This window comes from Catenibacterium mitsuokai (assembly GCF_025148785.1).
Classification (GTDB): domain Bacteria; phylum Bacillota_I; class Bacilli_A; order Erysipelotrichales; family Coprobacillaceae; genus Catenibacterium; species Catenibacterium mitsuoka.
The window spans coordinates 535,388-552,463 of the sequence record NZ_CP102271.1 but is presented as its reverse complement, the minus strand read 5'-3'; the positions used below and the strand labels follow the sequence as shown (position 1 = coordinate 552,463).

Annotated in this window: 16 protein-coding genes and 1 other annotated feature; of the genes, 1 reads left to right on the top strand and 15 read right to left on the bottom strand. The window is 34.9% G+C overall.

What is annotated here, in order from left to right; translation table 11 throughout:
- The 13 genes from ilvN to NQ499_RS02640 form a co-directional block, all read right to left on the bottom strand.
- Entirely contained in the window at positions 1-525 is a 525-nt protein-coding gene (gene ilvN, locus NQ499_RS02700; protein ID WP_006505164.1) for an acetolactate synthase small subunit, read from the bottom strand.
- The gene (gene leuA, locus NQ499_RS02695) at positions 525-2,213 is read right to left on the bottom strand and encodes a 2-isopropylmalate synthase (protein ID WP_006505163.1); all 1,689 of its coding nucleotides are present in this window, start codon (positions 2,211-2,213) and stop codon (positions 525-527) included. The genes ilvN and leuA overlap by 1 nt, the downstream gene beginning before the upstream one ends.
- 53 nt (positions 2,214-2,266) lie before the next feature.
- Positions 2,267-2,520: a binding site (T-box leader), on the bottom strand.
- 276 nt (positions 2,521-2,796) lie between these two features.
- Positions 2,797-3,825: a D-alanine--D-alanine ligase family protein gene (locus NQ499_RS02690; RefSeq protein ID WP_006505162.1), complete on the bottom strand. Its 1,029-nt coding sequence runs from the start codon at positions 3,823-3,825 to the stop codon at positions 2,797-2,799.
- Positions 3,826-5,169: a UDP-N-acetylmuramoyl-tripeptide--D-alanyl-D-alanine ligase gene (locus NQ499_RS02685; RefSeq protein WP_006505161.1), complete on the bottom strand. Its 1,344-nt coding sequence runs from the start codon at positions 5,167-5,169 to the stop codon at positions 3,826-3,828.
- A 78-nt stretch (positions 5,170-5,247) separates the two neighbouring features.
- Complete coding sequence (locus NQ499_RS02680) at positions 5,248-6,474, bottom strand: DUF5050 domain-containing protein (RefSeq protein ID WP_006505160.1); 1,227 nt, start codon at positions 6,472-6,474, stop codon at positions 5,248-5,250.
- Positions 6,475-6,744: a hypothetical protein gene (locus tag NQ499_RS02675; RefSeq protein WP_006505159.1), complete on the bottom strand. Its 270-nt coding sequence runs from the start codon at positions 6,742-6,744 to the stop codon at positions 6,475-6,477.
- 127 nt (positions 6,745-6,871) lie between these two features.
- Complete coding sequence (locus tag NQ499_RS02670) at positions 6,872-7,078, bottom strand: helix-turn-helix domain-containing protein (protein WP_006505158.1); 207 nt, start codon at positions 7,076-7,078, stop codon at positions 6,872-6,874.
- A complete protein-coding gene (gene whiA / locus NQ499_RS02665; RefSeq protein ID WP_006505157.1) occupies positions 7,078-8,022 on the bottom strand; it encodes a DNA-binding protein WhiA in 945 nt (314 codons plus the stop codon). Before whiA ends, NQ499_RS02670 begins: the two co-directional genes overlap by 1 nt.
- A 15-nt stretch (positions 8,023-8,037) precedes the next feature.
- The gene (gene rapZ / locus NQ499_RS02660) at positions 8,038-8,886 is read right to left on the bottom strand and encodes an RNase adapter RapZ (RefSeq protein WP_006505156.1); all 849 of its coding nucleotides are present in this window, start codon (positions 8,884-8,886) and stop codon (positions 8,038-8,040) included.
- Between the two features lie 77 nt (positions 8,887-8,963).
- Positions 8,964-9,875 carry a thioredoxin-disulfide reductase gene (gene trxB, locus NQ499_RS02655; RefSeq protein ID WP_006505155.1) on the bottom strand — a complete coding sequence of 304 codons (912 nt, stop codon included), beginning with the start codon at positions 9,873-9,875 and terminating at the stop codon, positions 8,964-8,966.
- Between the two features lie 3 nt (positions 9,876-9,878).
- On the bottom strand, positions 9,879-10,526 hold the full coding sequence (gene ppaX / locus NQ499_RS02650) for a pyrophosphatase PpaX (protein ID WP_006505154.1): 648 nt from the start codon (positions 10,524-10,526) through the stop codon (positions 9,879-9,881).
- A 24-nt stretch (positions 10,527-10,550) separates the two neighbouring features.
- Entirely contained in the window at positions 10,551-11,609 is a 1,059-nt protein-coding gene (hisC, locus tag NQ499_RS02645) for a histidinol-phosphate transaminase (protein WP_006505153.1), read from the bottom strand.
- The gene (locus NQ499_RS02640; protein WP_259848590.1) at positions 11,609-12,385 is read right to left on the bottom strand and encodes a Cof-type HAD-IIB family hydrolase; all 777 of its coding nucleotides are present in this window, start codon (positions 12,383-12,385) and stop codon (positions 11,609-11,611) included. Before NQ499_RS02640 ends, hisC begins: the two co-directional genes overlap by 1 nt.
- 329 nt (positions 12,386-12,714) lie before the next feature.
- Between NQ499_RS02640 and NQ499_RS02635 the strand changes: the two genes are divergently transcribed.
- Positions 12,715-13,965 (top strand): IS110 family RNA-guided transposase, encoded by a 1,251-nt coding sequence (locus tag NQ499_RS02635; RefSeq protein WP_259848539.1) that lies wholly within the window; start codon positions 12,715-12,717, stop codon positions 13,963-13,965.
- A gap of 187 nt (positions 13,966-14,152) precedes the next feature.
- Here the strand turns inward: NQ499_RS02635 and NQ499_RS02630 are convergent, their stop codons facing one another.
- Both NQ499_RS02630 and NQ499_RS02625 read right to left on the bottom strand, forming a co-directional pair.
- A complete protein-coding gene (locus tag NQ499_RS02630; protein WP_006506749.1) occupies positions 14,153-14,533 on the bottom strand; it encodes a prealbumin-like fold domain-containing protein in 381 nt (126 codons plus the stop codon).
- 177 nt (positions 14,534-14,710) lie between these two features.
- Positions 14,711-17,044 carry a SpaA isopeptide-forming pilin-related protein gene (locus NQ499_RS02625; protein ID WP_040390163.1) on the bottom strand — a complete coding sequence of 778 codons (2,334 nt, stop codon included), beginning with the start codon at positions 17,042-17,044 and terminating at the stop codon, positions 14,711-14,713.
- Positions 17,045-17,076 lie beyond the last annotated feature (32 nt).

The window sequence follows — 17,076 nt, the reverse complement described above, 5'->3', positions numbered from 1 at the left end:
TTACCCCCTATTTTTCTTAGCTTTCATCTTTTCTATATCAAAATCATCTAGTCCTCTTCCGATGCCAGCAATACCAGTACGGACGATCTCGGTGATATTGAACGTATCTAACATTGTGAGAATACCATTGATCTTACTTTCATCACCTGTTACTTCCACAACGAGTGAATTTGGCGCAACATCTACAATCTGCGCTCTAAATATATTAACAATTGACACAATATCAGGTCTTTGTGAGTGGTCTGCTTCTACCTTAATAAGCACCAATTCACGATAGACTGAATGGTCATCATCTAACGGAAATATTTCAATTACATCTTCCAGCTTTCTTAACTGCTTTTTAATCTGTGCAAGAGTGGCTGGTTCTCCTCTTGCAGATACTGTCATACGTGAGACTGTTGGATCATTTGTTTCCCCAACAGTCAATGAATCAATGTTGTAGCCTCTTCTAGAGAATAATCCAGCGACACGGCTTAGTACGCCGGCTGTATTATCAACTAGAATAGACAGGACAAGTCTTTCCATTAAGCGGCCTCCCTCATATCTTTATGTATTCTATTCATAGCAGAAATAATCGCTTTAATAGTGGCAGTTGTAATATTTGGATGAACACCTACACCCCATTCAATAATAGATGTACCTTTGGCTCTAAGCTGTACATAAGCTGCTGCTTTAGCACTTGAACCAGATGTTAATGCATGTTCTGAGTAATCTAATAAGTGAATATAATGGTAGCCATTATCATTGAAGGCATTCTTAACTGCATCAATTGGACCATTACCATAACCAACAATTGTACGTTCTTCACCATGATCACGAATTGTTAGTTCTACTTTTCTTTCATATTCGTTTTCTGTATCTTCTGAGATATCTGTTAGTTTCTGATATATGAACTGGAATGGTTCTTCATTTTCAATATATTCATTTCTGAAAGTATCATAGATTCTTTCTGGTGATACTTCTCCTTCTGCTTCAGAAATATTCTGTACGATCTTTGCGAAATCACCCTGTAATGCTTTAGGTAGATGATAACCAAAGACTGTATCCATAACGAAAGCCACGCCGCCTTTACCTGACTGAGAGTTAATACGAACAATCGGTTCATATTGTCTATTTAAATCAGCTGGATCAATTGGAAGGTAAGGTACTTCCCACTGCTTCTGATGTCTTTCATGATATTTATGAATACCTTTATTAATCGCATCCTGATGGCTTCCAGAGAAAGCAGTAAATACTAGCTGACCTGCATATGGTGAACGAGGATTGACTTCCATCTTTGTACATTCTTCATAAACATGCTTGATATCATTCATTTGTGAGAAGTCAAGTTCTGGATTGACACCATGTGTATACATATTCAACGCAACAGTGACAATATCGACATTACCTGTTCTTTCACCATTTCCAAATAGTGTACCTTCTACTCGATCTGCCCCAGCCATTAATGCAAGTTCTGTAGCGGCTACGCCACATCCTCTATCATTATGTGGATGAACAGAAAGAATCACTCTTTCACGATCCTTTAGGTTTCTACATACATATTCAACCTGGTCTGCAAAGACATTTGGTGTATCCATTTCTACAGTAGAAGGAAGGTTGACAATCACTTTATTATCTTTAGAAGCTCCCCATACATCTAAGACTGCATCCACTACTTCTACCGCATAATCCATTTCTGTACCAGTGAAGCTTTCAGGTGAATATTCAAGAATGACTTGACCTTTGAAATTATCACATAACTTCTTTACAAGAGCACAGCCGTCTGTCGCAATCTTCTTGATTTCATCTTTATCTTTGTTGAAGACAACATCTCTTTGAAGAATACTTGTAGAGTTATAAATATGCACAATAGCACGATCTAATCCATCAAGGGCTTCAAATGTTCTTTTGATAAGGTGTTCACGGCACTGAGTTAATACCTGAACAGTGACATCATCAGGAATGAGGTTTTCTTCAATCAATAGTCTTAGAAAATCATATTCAATCTGTGAAGCAGATGGGAAACCTACTTCAATTTCCTTGAATCCAAGTTCTACTAATAACTTGAACATTCTGACCTTTTCCTGAATATTCATTGGTGTCACAAGTGCCTGGTTACCATCACGTAAATCTACTGAACACCAGATAGGAGCTTTTTCAATTGTCTTATCTGGCCATGTGCGGTCTTTCAAGCTCACTGTTTCAAATCTCTTGTACTTTTGGTAATTCATCATAATTGTTTATTCTCCTTTCCAACCTATAAAAAAAGCCCTCGCCCTTACTAGCGTAAGAGGACGAGAGAATAATTCTTCGTGGTTCCACCTCAATTTATTGATATCTCACAATATCAACCTTATCGAGTACGCTTTATATATAAAGTTCATACTCTAGCGAGATAACGGTCGCAAGTGCCGTAGCAGCCTACTTAATTCAGTGCTCCACTCAAGGATGAGTTCAAAGATGATCAAACAGTTCTTTACACCAGCCAGAACCTCTCTGCGCTTTCATCATTCCCCTACTAGTTCCTATCAAAGTCGTTTTCTTTTGGGTTGTTGTGTTTATCATATACTTCTCACATAGACATGTCAACAAACTTTTTCACTTTTTTCATTATTTTCCTAATTATATTAATTATTTGTCGGATTATCAGTTATATAAGCGGTTTCTTTTAATAACTTACATGAATTTTATCGTAATATTCAATGTTTTTTTCATTGTTTTTAATTACAGACATTTTTGTACTTACTTCGCAAAATATTTATTACATTAATAATTATTTATCTATTAAGGCTATAAAAAAAGATGTCTTTCGACATCTTATCTCTGTAATGCAAGCTTGATTAATTCATCAATAAGAGCTGGTGTATCTAGTCCTGCATCCTTCATTAACTGAGGATACATAGAGATATTTGTAAAGCCAGGCATTGTATTGATTTCATTTAAGTATACATTTCCTGTATCGTTATCATAGAAGAAATCACATCGAGCTAGACCTGTTCCATCTACTGCCTTGAATGCTTTCACTGCAGCCTGTCTGATATAATCCTGGATAGACTGATCTACTCTTGCAGGAATGCATGTAGCACTCTGTTCATCTTCATATTTAGATTCATATGTATAGAATTCACCATGAGGTAAAATCTGTCCTACACGTGATGCACTGATATCATCATTACCAATAACAGCACATTCTAATTCTGTCGCATTAATAGCCTTTTCTACAACAACATGACGGTCATAAGTTGCTGCTTCATGAAGTCTTGGTAATAATTCAGTAAGGCTATTGACTTTATAACATCCTACACTTGAACCAGAACGACTTGCTTTCACAAAGCAAGGGAATCCTAAGTGTGTATAGATTTCCATTTCTACGTTAAAGCTTTCTCTTCCTTCATCATCTACTACAACTAATTTATCATCATATCTCTTCTTAACATATAAAGAAGGTACCTGAGGAATATGAGCCTGATCAAATAGCTTCTTTGCATAGATCTTATCCATTGCAGTACATGATGCCATTACACGGCATCCAACATAAGGAACCTGAGCCATTTCTAATAAACCCTGGATAGTTCCATCTTCACCAAACTGACCATGTAATACAGGGAAGACAACATCAAATGATTTTAAGAAAGTGAAATGATCAGTAATCTTTGTTGCACCTTCTAGCCAGCTATCACTAGAAAAATCAGTAGATACTAGATCATACCATTCTCCTTCTTTAGTAATACCTGCAATCTTGATATCATACTTACTCTTATCTGCATTTTTATAGATATTCACACATGACATACGGCTGACAGCATGTTCTGTAGACTGTCCACCACATACTAATAATAATTTCATTTAATTATTCTCCTTTAAATCATTAATGACTTCCTTAAGATGCATACCATTAGAAGCCTTCACTAGAACAACATCATTTTCTTCTAGACATTCTTGTAAATAAGCACTTAATGATGCATTATCATCAAAATGATATGCAATACCTGGTTTAGCCTTATTGACCTCGTCTGAAATATAACGCGCAGCAGGGCCTACAGTCAAGATTAAATCAATATTCTTTTTAAGTAAATGAGCACCTACAGCACGATGAAGTGTTTCTTCATAGTCTCCAAGTTCTAACATATCCCCTAATACTGCAATCTTACGATCTGTATAGCCTGATAATACATCAATACTTGATTTCATAGAATCAAGGTTCGCATTATAAGTGCCATCAATAACACGGATATGACGGTCCAGTGTTAAGATATCATTTCTATTTTTAGTAAGTTCAAATGTTTCAATACCTCTGATACATTTTTCCATTGGAATATCTAATAATAAGCCAATCTGAATCGCAATTAATGCATTAAAGATAAAATGAACACCTGGCACATAAACTCTTACAGCATAGTCCTGACCATTGACCTTCACTCTAAATGATGACATATCTTCATTAAGAATAATATCAGTTGCCTTGAGATCAGCATCACTTTCAATACCAATAGTCTTTAATGAAATCCCTTCAGGGTGAACTGTTGATAAAAGATCATTGTCGTTATTCACAACTAAAGTACCATGATTCATACCATGTACAATTTCCATCTTAGCCTGTAAGATATTTTCTCTAGAGCCAAGTTCACCAATATGTGCTGTACCGATATTAGTAATAGCTGCAATATCGGGTAAAGCAATCTTCGTTAAGTAATCTATTTCTTCTAGATGGTTCATACCCATTTCAATAACCATGACTTCTTCACCATTATAACGAAGAATAGTGAGTGGAAGACCGATATTATTGTTGAAGTTTCCTTGTGTTTTTAATGTTGTATATTGCTGTGAAATAACACTTGCAATCATATCCTTAGTACTTGTTTTTCCTGCTGAACCTGTAATACCAATAACTTTAGCATGAGAATGTACACGTACATAACGTGCTAAATCACCTAATGCCTTCATTGTATCTTCTACTAGAATAACATTATGTGAATCATCTTCAATCGGGCGATTTGTAAGAGTGGCTGCTGCACCTTTATTAAATGCCTGTGGAATATAGTCATGTCCATCTTTAATACCAACAAGAGGGATATATAGGTTGCCTGGCTGAATCACACGTGTATCCTGTGTAAAGCCATTGACCTGGTCATCTAAGTGGCCGCTTAAGAGTTTTCCATTTGTGGCCTCAATAATTTCGCGTATAAACATATAATCATCTCCATTTTTTACCCAACCATTATAGCATAAATCCTGCGTACAAAAAAAGGCACTGAAGTAAATCAGTACCTAATTCTCAAATATAACTGCATACTTTGTATTAGAAGTATTCACTACTTTCCAATCCTGATTGTCTTTAATATATAACTGATCATTCACAATCTGCATACCATTAATACGATGTGACTGGAATTGATAAACTGCAGTAGGATCTTTTTTCTTAAGATCAAGACGATACATTTTTGCATCACTTCCTACATAGTAGATAGCTTCATCACTCATCACAAACATAGAATAACCCATATCAGTAAGTATAGTCTGTGATTCTTTTGATTTCACATTCACTCTACCAAGTGTCTGTTTATCTGTAATGAAATAAAGATAACCATCATTATAAACTGAACCATATACCTGTTCATTATAGATAGTATCAGTAGCTTTTGTTGTCATATTATATGAAATAATAGAAGACTTACCTGTAAGATAAATGTTATCTCCTACAATATTCATATTATAAATATGTTCTTCTAATAACTTTGTAGATGTCTTTGTAGAAAGGTCATATGCATAAAGACTTTCATTATCGTCATCATTTTGATAATAAAGCTTATTATCATGATAAGTCATATAGAACGCCTCTACATTCTGTAGTGTTTCATGCTTACCTGTCTTTGTATCAAGAACAGAGATATGATGATCACGATCAGTATAATAAAGTTTCTCACCTACTAGATTTAAATAAGTGGCCTGTTTGATACCATAATTCTTGATGACATTCATATCCTTATCTAATTTCACTAACTCATTGTTGGTATTAGACATATAGATGTACTGGTCATCCGCTGCTACCATTCCATCATTGGATAAGTTAGAAGATTGTTCGATGTCCGTTGTTTTCTTAAGCTTTACAATAGATTTAATCTGTTCTGAAACACTTGTATTACTATCAGAAAACTTAACACTTTTAGAATGTTTAAGATAATATTGCGCTCCTGTAGTGGCAAGTATAAGAACTAATACTGAAATAAGAACGACTTTCCAGTTTACTTTACGTGATACCTTTTCTGGTTCGTATGTTTTTTCTTCTTCCTGATAAATATCCTCTGTTGGTGTAAATGAACCCTGTGGACGACGTGTTGTTCCTCCTACAAGAGGTCTTCCACAAAAAGCGCAGAATTTCGCATTTGGAATATTCTGATGTCCACAATGTGGACATTTGTCATCAAGTGGCGTACCACAGTGAGGACAGAAATGAGACCCTTCAGGGACTTGTCTATGACATGATGGGCAGATCATTTATTGGTCATCCCCTGTCTTTTCTTCATCTACAACTTTATATTCTACATCAATGATATCAGGATTATCATTACGTGTACTTGACTGGGATTGAGATGAATATTGTGATTGTGCTTCTTCATACTGCTTTCTGATTTTCTTGAGTTTGAAGTATTTCCAGATTTCATATACAACAAACATAATTAATAAGAAAGGCCATGCATATGCAATGATGTTTAAGAAAACAGATAGAATTAAAAATATAATTATAAAATAGATTAGTGCATCCATATAGTTTCTCCTTTAAGTGTAGTCATTATATGTCTCTATTGTAAACATATGATGAACTCACGAAAATTATACCAATTCCAAACAAAAAATAGAAGATGCCTTAGACATCTTCTGAAATTTCACATGATTAGTAATCAAAAAGTTCTTTAAGAGTAATACCTAAACCCTTCGCAAACTGATCAATTGCTTTAAGACTGACATTTCTAGTGCCTCTTTCTACATCAGATATATAATTCTTGGAAAGATGACATCTAAAGCCTAGTTCTTCTTGAGAAATACCCTGCTGTACTCTCAATTCTTTGATACGCATTCCAAATCTTTCTGTTACAGTCATTATTCTTCCTCCATCTGACGAAGACGTGCTGCTTCATCCTTTATTTTCTTAAAACGATGGTGAAGCCCTGATTTAGAAATAGTCTGTCCTGTTTTATCAAAATAAACATCTGCAAGTTCATTAAGTGTAAGTTCTGGGTTTTCTAAACGAATCTGAGCGACTTCAGCCGTTTTAGAATCTAGAATTTCTATTCCTGCTTTATCAATCACATAAGCTATATCTTCAATCTGTTTGGCACTAGCTGTCATTGCCTTCATTTCATTCGCAATATCGCAATTATTCCATCTGTTTACAGTATTAGCCATAGAACGGTCAATACGTGTTGTTTCAAACTCCATAACAGAAGTAGAAGCACCAATCGCACGTAAGAAGTCCCCTATTCTTTCTGCAGATTTCATATAAATCACAAAACGATTACGTCTCTTGATAACATGCGCATTTAAACCATAATGATTCATCATATCTTCAATATACTGAGCAAGGGGTTCATCCTGTACACTCATTTCTAGATGATAGTTAGATGTATCAGGGTTATTCACTGAACCGCTTGCGAGGAAGATTCCTGCAAGATAAGCTCTTCTTGTACGATCATCATAAAGAATCTTATCAGAAGGCAGCATAGTGAAACCTAAACCATCTAATAAATGAAGATCTTCTAGTATTTCTCTTGCTTTAGAAACCTTAAGAAGATATATATTATTCTTCTTAAGTTTCATCATCTTTTTAACTTTAAATTCTATTGAAGGTGCATAAAGTTCTTTAAGAAGTTTATGCATCTTTGACGCTATTTTTGCGTTTTCTGTACGGATCAAGAGAGAGAGTCCCTGTCCTAACATAAGGGTTCCATTGGTTTTTAATAAAGCACAAAGAATCGCTTTAGAGCAGTCATGATCAAAATCATTAAAAACGATCTCTTCCTTTACTTTTCTTGAAAACGACAACATTTCTTTTCACATCCTCTAGTGGTCAGCATCACGATGCCACTTATATACTTTGTAATATTTCTTGTAATGGTTCGCAAGGAAATTTGTAAGAGTAACAGAACGGTGCTGACCACCTGTACAGCCAATACCAACTATCAATTGCATCTTTCCTTCTTTTTCATATTCTTCCAATAAATAATCATAATATGCCAGAGTCTTTTTTACAAATTCCTGAGTTTCTGGCTTTTCCATGACATAGTCATAGACTTCCTTATCATTTCCTGTCTTATTTCTTAATTCAGGAACATAAAAAGGATTAGGTAGGAATCTTACATCAAGAAGTAAATCAGCATCCTTTGGAATACCAAACTTATACCCAAATGAAACAAAAGAGACACGGAATGTTTCTCCTGTTTCGTGATAAAAAGATGCTTCTAGTCTATCCTGCAAAGCTGTACGCTTTAATAAAGTTGTATCTATGACTAAATCAGCCTGTGTTTTAATCTGTTCAAATTCATGACGTTCTAGTTCAATAGAATCATAAAGTGTGTTGGCTTTATTCATAATCATCATTGGATGAGAACGTCTTGTCTGCTTATAACGCTTCAAGATTTCTGAATTATCACAATCTAAAAATACAATAGTCAGCTTGATCCAATCCATATTAGATAGTTCACGAATTGCCTGCAAAGCATCCCCTAATGAAATACCCATCGCAATCTTACTACCTAATGTTTCATTGAGTAAATAATCTCCAAACTCTTCTAATAAAGCGACTGGATAGTTATCGATGCAGTAATATCCCATATTTTCAAAAACAGCCATAGCAGTAGATTTACCTGCACCAGACATACCAGAAACTAATACAACTTCTACATTTGACATAGACCTTCCTCCTTAATATCAACGTTATTATAACATACATAGATGAGTCTATAAAGCATTCAAAAAGAGAACTATTATTAGTTCTCTTCTACAAGCTTAGCAGCATATTGTCCAGCAATCGCGCCATCATTTGCGGCTGTGACAACTTGTCTTAATGTCTTAGTTCTAACATCACCAATCGCAAATAAACCTTGAATAGATGTTTCCATATGTTCATCCACATCAATATAACCCTGTTCATTTGTAATACCTAAATCCTTCACAAAATCAGTGACTGGATCTAATCCAATAAATGGGAAGATACCTTGTACATAAAGTGGTTCTACTTCTTTTGTTTCACTATCTTCTAATTCTAAGCCCTTTAATATATCATCTTCAACAATCAATGCATGAGGCTTCTTTTTGAAATGGAACTCAATCTTTTCATTATTGAGTGCTTTTTTCACTAGATAATCATCTGCACGGAATACATCACGTCTCATGATAATATGAACCTTTTCTGTAATACCTGCCAAATAAAGTGATTCTTCAATAGCACTATTACCACCACCAATGACAGCAACCTCTTTACCTCTAAAGAAAGGGCCATCACAAACAGCACAATAGGAAATACCTCTACCCGTCATTTCATCTTCTAAGTCGAGCCCCATCTTACGTTCTTTAGTCCCTGTCGCAATAATGACAGCACGTGCTTCTAGTTCTTCTTTAGATGTAATAACCACCTTATGGTCATTCTTATCTACAATGCCTTTTACTTCTGTCATCTTTAATTCAGCACCGAAGTTAAGAGCCTGTTCATACATATCATAGGCTAATTGTGGGCCCATCATCTCTTTTATGCCAGGATAGTTTTCTATATGCGCTGTTAAGTTTAATTTACCACCAGGTGCCCCTGATTCAATAACCATCACATCTGCTCCGGCACGACTTGCATATAAAGCGGCAGTTAAACCAGCTGGTCCACCACCAATAATAATGATATCTTTCATAGTCTACATCCTTTCTAGATATTGATATAAATCATCATAAGACTCCATCATATAATCTGGATGTTCTTCTAGGAGTAACTGAGTTCCTTTAAGTGACCAGGTCACCCCTATTGTCCCAATACCTGCATTTTTACCTGCTTGAATATCTGTCACATTATCACCAATCATATAGCCTTTTGTCGCATTAAGATGGGACAAGGCAACGCGTAATGCTTCTGGATGAGGTTTACCATGAGTGACTTCATCACTTCCTATCACTACATCAAAATATTGATCTAAGTCTGCACACTTTAATCCATAGACAGCGGCATCCTTGTATTTTGTAGTGACAATAGCCATCTTTATACCCTCTTCATGAAGTTTTTTTAATACTTCTGTTTCATGAGGATAAAGAGTGACATAATCATTATGCTTCTCACGATTATAAGCACGATATACTTGTACTGCTTCATCTACCTGATGACCAGAAAGATAACGTGCAAATGATTCTCTTAAAGGAGGTCCTAAAAAAGAAAGTAATTCTTCTTCTAATAAAGTATATTCAGGAAGAAACTGCTTAAATGTATATCTGAATGATTGAAAGATCAATTCATCGGTATTGAGTACTGTACCATCTAGATCAAATAGAAGTACGTTATCTGTATTTATCATATCATTAATTGTTTCCTTATGCTTTTATGATGCTTGAATAATTTCTTTGACAGCATCTAAGAATGCATCCATCTCTTCATCATTTCCGATAGTCACACGTAAATACTGATTAATACGTGGTGCATTGAAATATCTTACAATAATATGTTTCTTTCTTAATTCTTTAAAGATATATTCTGCATCAAAATCATCATGATGAATAAAGATGAAGTTAGAATAGCTGTCTGTCATTGTGAATCCCATTTCTTTAAGGGACTTCTTTGTACGTTCACGTGTTGCCACAATCTTTTTAGCATGTTCTTTGATGACATCACTGTCTTGTATAGATGCTTCACCAATAACCTGTGCAAGTGCATCGATTGGATAAGAGTTGAATGAGTTCTTCACATCATATAAATGTGAAATCAATTCTTCATTACCTAACGCAACACCCAGTCTGCTTCCTGCAAGTGAACGGAATTTAGAGAATGTATGAATCACAAGTAAGTTATCATATTTCTTTAATAGTGGAATCACTGTTTCTCCACCAAAATCAATATAAGCTTCATCAATCACCACAACACTATCAGGATTATGACTGATGATCTCATCAATGTCTTCTACAGACATCAATTCACCTGTAGGTGCATTGGGATTAGGGAAGATAATGCCACCATTTTTTGTGAAATAATCTTCTTTCTTAATCTTAAATGCGTCATCTAACGGCATTGTTTTATAGTCAATATTAAATAGTTCACAGTAAACAGGATAGAAAGAATAAGTAATATCTGGGAATAGAAGTGGATCTTTTCCATTGAAACATGTTAAGAATGTTAAGGCAAGAACCTCATCACTTCCGTTTCCAATAAATACCTGTTTATCATCTAAACCATGATATTCCGCAATTAAATGTTTAAGCTTTGATGCATCGGCATCAGGATAAAGTCTTAGCTTAAATGGATCAAAAGTTTGAATAGCTTCTTTAACCTTTTCTCCTGGTTCATATGGATTTTCATTTGTGTTTAGTTTGATAAGATGAGACATCTTAGGCTGCTCCCCAGCAACATAAGGTTCTACATCTCTTAAGTTATTTTTCCAGTTCATTATATTTTACCCCCTAGTATATCATCGATCATTTCATAGACATAACTATAGACATGATCAGCCTTTTTTTGAATAGCATCATGTGCATAATCAAATGTGCAGCCATGATCTCCTGCTTCAATCATCGATAAATCATTCCATGAATCACCTATCGTATAAGTTGTCGCATTTGTGTTTTCTTTTAGATAGTTCACACCTGTTCCTTTTGAACAGTTATTAGGAACAACATCTAGAAAATGAAGATTGGGATGACACTCTACATAGCTGCCATACTTTTCTTCAATTCTCTTCTTAATCATATCAATTTGGTCTGTCTGCCTATTTTCCTGATTCAAGCTGATAATCTGGAATGAAGGACTTTTCTTCATTAGAGTCATATAGTCATCAGGAATAGGTATATCTCCCTGGTCACTATGTGCAAAGGATTGATGATTAAAACAGCCATAACTCTTCTTTCCATCACACATATGGACAAACATGTTCGCATCTACACCCCATTGTAGAATATCAAGTCCAACTGATGCTTCTATATGTTTTTCATAAAGAGTATCCTTATTGCCGTCTAGTATAGCCCCACCATTGTTTAATACTAGATAATCAAAAGGATAACCGTCTTTTTCAAGAATCATTCCCATTTCTAGAATATGACGTCCTGTGCAATAGACAACCTTGCCACCTGCATCACGAAAACGCATCAGAGCTTCTTTATTTAATGGTGATATTTGTTTGTTATCACGATAAAGAGTCCCATCTATATCACAAAATACCATTTTCATAGTTTCCTCCATTTCCCCGCGCCTTCGTTGCGCGGACACAAATATATAATCAAACTCAAATCAAACTCAAATCCACCAAAACTCTAGTGTGCCTCTCGATATAATAGTATAATCAAAGAGAGGTGGTATACTACAGAGCACGTGAGGGAGAGTAGGCAATTCTACTCAAATAGAATATCCTGAATTGTTATAAGTAGCCGCTATCTTTTCAAGCACAAATAAGTTGGACTTAGAGCCAGGACACTTATGATTGTACAATCAACTGAGTGATTAGCTTAGATAGCAGTCAATGCCACTTCTCTTCTTTCAATGAAAGGAGAGATTTTTTTATGAAGATTGTTAGACCAATCTGCTGTGGCATGGATGTTCACAAGAATATCATTGTGGCTACAATCGGTATTACTAATAAGAAAACTCGTATTACCGAATACATCCAAGAAACGTTTTCAACTTTAAACCCTGATTTACTGAATCTTAAACAGTGGCTCATTAATCACAAATGCTTTGATGCATGCATGGAATCTACTGGTAAATATTGGATTCCAATTTTTAACATCTTAGAAGATGAAATCAATATTTACTTAACTCATCCAAAATATGTCAAAGCAATTAAAGGAAAGAAAACTGACAAGAAAGATTCAAAATGGATCTGTGATTTATTTAAACATGATCTAATCAAATTTTCTTTTATACCACCCAAAGAAATAAGAGCTTTACGAGAAATATCTCGCTATCGCTATAAATTGGTTGGGATGCGTTCCTCTGAACGTAATCGATATCAGAACTGTATGACAGTTTCCAATATCGGTATTGGTTCTGTATTTTCAGATCCGTTTGGAAAGTCTGCACAAGCAATCATGAAAGAAGTACTTGAGTCAGATATCATTGAAGATGAGAAAATTTTGAAATGTATCCATAGATCGTGTAAAAATAAAGATAAGATTCTAGATTCCATTAAACACTGCAATATTGAAACTGATCAAAGGTTTAAAATGAATGAGTCAATGACTCATATGGAAGAATTACAAGTCCATATTGATAACTGTGAAATCGAAATGATGAAACGTGCAGCACCAATGTTCGATCAATTCATGCACATCACCCAACTACCAGGTATCAGCACTTTATCTGCAATCCTCATTATTTCAGAAATCGGAGTAGATATGAAACAATTCGAATCAGATAAACAGCTAACCTGTTGGGCTGGATTAGCACCTGCAAACAACGAAAGTGCTAACAAGAAAAAATCAGTTCGTATTTCTAAAGCAGGTCAATATTTAAAACCTTTATTAGTTCAGTGCGCTCTTGGAGCAATCAAAGATAAGGATGGCTATTTTGGAATTAAGTATTCTCGTATCAAAAAGAGACGAGGTCACAAGAAAGCCATTATCGCAATTGCAAGAATGATGCTTGTCAGTATATACCATATGATTCTTACTGGAGAGACATTTAATCCTTCAGATTATGAATCATTTAAAAATCCTAAGCCACCTATAAAGCAACAAGTTTTAACAGAAGAATCAGCAATTGAGTTTCTTAAGAAATCAGGTTTTGACGTTTCTAAATTAACTAAACCATAATATTCGATTATTCTATTTTTTCTAAATTATTCAAACTTGTTTTTAAGTTCGTCTTTTTTTATACGTTTTGATTGATTTTTGTTTCACACTTATGCCCTCCTTATTTCCCCATTATATAGGAAGGGCTCAATAAAAAAAAGTCATATTAATAGAAAAAGACTGGAGAAAACTCTCCAGCCTAAATGAACTATTCAATTTTCTTCTTTCTAAGAAGTAATACAATAGAAATCAAAGATAAGATACATAGAATTACAATGATCATTATCTGTGTTGAATCGCCTGTATGAATGATTTCTATCGGTGTATTCATATAATCAAATGTATAAGTATCTCCTTCTACATTTTCATCTAAAACAACCTTCTTGACTTCCTGAGATAGATAGTAGCCAAGAGGGGCTTTTGTTTCCTTGATATAATAAGTTCCAAATCTTAAAGACTTGAATGTAGCGATACCGTCATGAGAAGAAATAGAGGTAAGACTCTTTGTACATTCAGGATCAGTATATAATGTGAATTCAAAGTTTTTGTCTTTAATAAGCTGTTTTGTCTTCGCATCTAATTTATTCACCTGGATATTAATTAGTCTTGGCTGTTCTTTAATCTCTAGAGATACATCTTCACTTGATGCAACAAATGTCTGATCCGAGATTGTTAAAAAGCCTTTAGGTGTTTTAGTTTCTTTAAGATTATATTCTTTTCCTACTTCTAGATGATTGACTGCATGAAGTGAGCCATCTGTGATCCATTAATCCACTAGATTTCCTTGCTTATCAAAAACAGAAAACTCTGCACCCAATACATCTTCACCTGTCTCTTCATCAACTTTAGAAACTTTCATCTGAGCATCCTTCATTGTCACATTCATGTTTTCCTTATGAGTGAGAGTAAATGTGATTGATTCTGCTTTGATATATCCATCAGGTGCAGCTGTTTCAATTAAAGTATAAGTCTTGCCTTCTTCTAAACCATTGACAAAATGAGGATCTTTTGTGGAAGTCCAAGAATCGACCACTTGATTGAATTCATTTCTTACTTCAAGCTTTGCGCCTTCTAATTCTTTTTTACCTGAAACATCTGTCTTTGATACTTTTACTTGTGTATCTTTCATAACAATTGTTTCATCCTTCTTCTCTTTAGAAACAGTAAACTTTATAGATTGCGCTTTAACATAGCCATCAGGTGCACTTGTTTCAGTAAGAATATAATCATGTCCTTCGATTAATCCTTTAATAGAGTGAGGCTGTCCATCAGAAACCCAAGAATCCATGATTTCTCCATTTAAATCAGTTACCTGAAGCTGAGCCCCTTTGATTTCTTTTGAACCTGTGATATCTGTCTTAGTCACATATACTTTCTTATCAATAAAAGCAACAGGTGTTGCCACAATCAGCATACGTGCATCACTATAACCAGTAATCTTGACATGCTGTGTTTCATCAGATAATACAAAGTTCTCTTTGTTTCCATCTTCTGTGCTTGGTGCCTTTAACTCTTTTACATAATATGAACCATAAGGAAGTATATCAGATGACGCAATACCATTCTCATCTGTCTTGATAGACATAACAAGCTGCCCCTTCTTATAAAGTGTAGCACCTATATACATATCAGCATTCGCATAGATTCCAAACTCTCCACCCTTTAATGGCTTTGAATCTGTATCTGTCTTTTCTATTTCAATACTTCCTATCTTTGCCATATCCTTAGAATCAACATGCCCTAGAATAATAGAAGATGTCTGGTCCTTGTATGTTAAATCCACTGTATAAGTATTCCAATCTAAATTATAACCAACAGGTGCTTTTGTTTCTTTAACTGTATAAGTACCTAGTGGTAGATTATCCAAACGACCATCGCCTTCTTGATTAGTAATGATTTTTCCGACTTCTTTCTTATTTAAATCATAAACAGTATATTCTGCGCCTTCTAATGACGCTTCTCCTTGTACGATACCTGTTGTATCTGACTTCTTAATTGTAATTTGTCCTGTAGGGGCTTCATCAGTAATTGTAATCACTGATGTATCTCCTGCTTTGATTGTTGTACTGTATGTTGAAGTATTGAGTAAATAACCATGAGGTGCACCTTTTTCAGTCACTGTATAATCACCAATAAGCAAATTATTGAGCACTATTTCCCCCTTTGTGACTGTGACGTCTTTCTCATAATCATGACCTGACACATGAAAGATGGCACCATCTAAAAGTTTTCCACCCATATCTGTCTTTCTAAGTTTCAAACTGCCAATTACTGCATGAAATGTCGCATTTAAATAAGTAGACTGAACTGGAGCAATGGCATACCATGTACCAATACGTTGATTTTCACTCTTTCCATTAGAAACAATTAATGGCGCAAAAGTGAATCCACCTGATTTCTTACCAGACTGAATTGTCCCTGTATATGAAGCATCCGCTTCTAAATGAATTGTATCTCCACCATAGATATCAACTGTTTCGCCTGATTGATTTCTTGATTCATTGATGACTAAAACACTCTTTGTCCCAGTATTAAGTGTGAAATGATATCCACTTGGACCATTTAGTTTTACTGATTCAGATTTCTGAACCTTTGCGTTCTTGTCATAATAAGTATATAAATCATTCTTACTGAACATCAGGTTATTCTGATTTAATGGATCAGGCTGTGCAGTGGCATAATTATAAAACTCAGCCACCTTGCCTTTATTAAGTGATGTGCCTGAATAAGCATGAGACAATGCTTTTGACATAATAACATTCTTCTGTGCATCTGTAAGACCATTCATGCCTTCCCACATCTGATAACCAAACCATCCATAATACATAATCTTACGAATATTCGCATATTTAGGTTCTGTACTTGTATAAAAGTCACCTGACATTGTTTGAGATGGCGGTGTAGTCTTATTGTGTTCTAGACACCAGGCTTTTCTTCCATCAATCGCAAAGTTCCCCACTGTACTGCCATAGGCTGTTGTCTTTCCATAATACTGCATTTGGTATGATGCTGCATTGACGATATTCATACTTTGTGTAGTGATTCCAACTATCATCAATAGAGATAATATCGCTGCACTTATTCTTTTTAAAATCTTCATCTTCATTTCCCTTTCTACAAATAAAAAAAGAC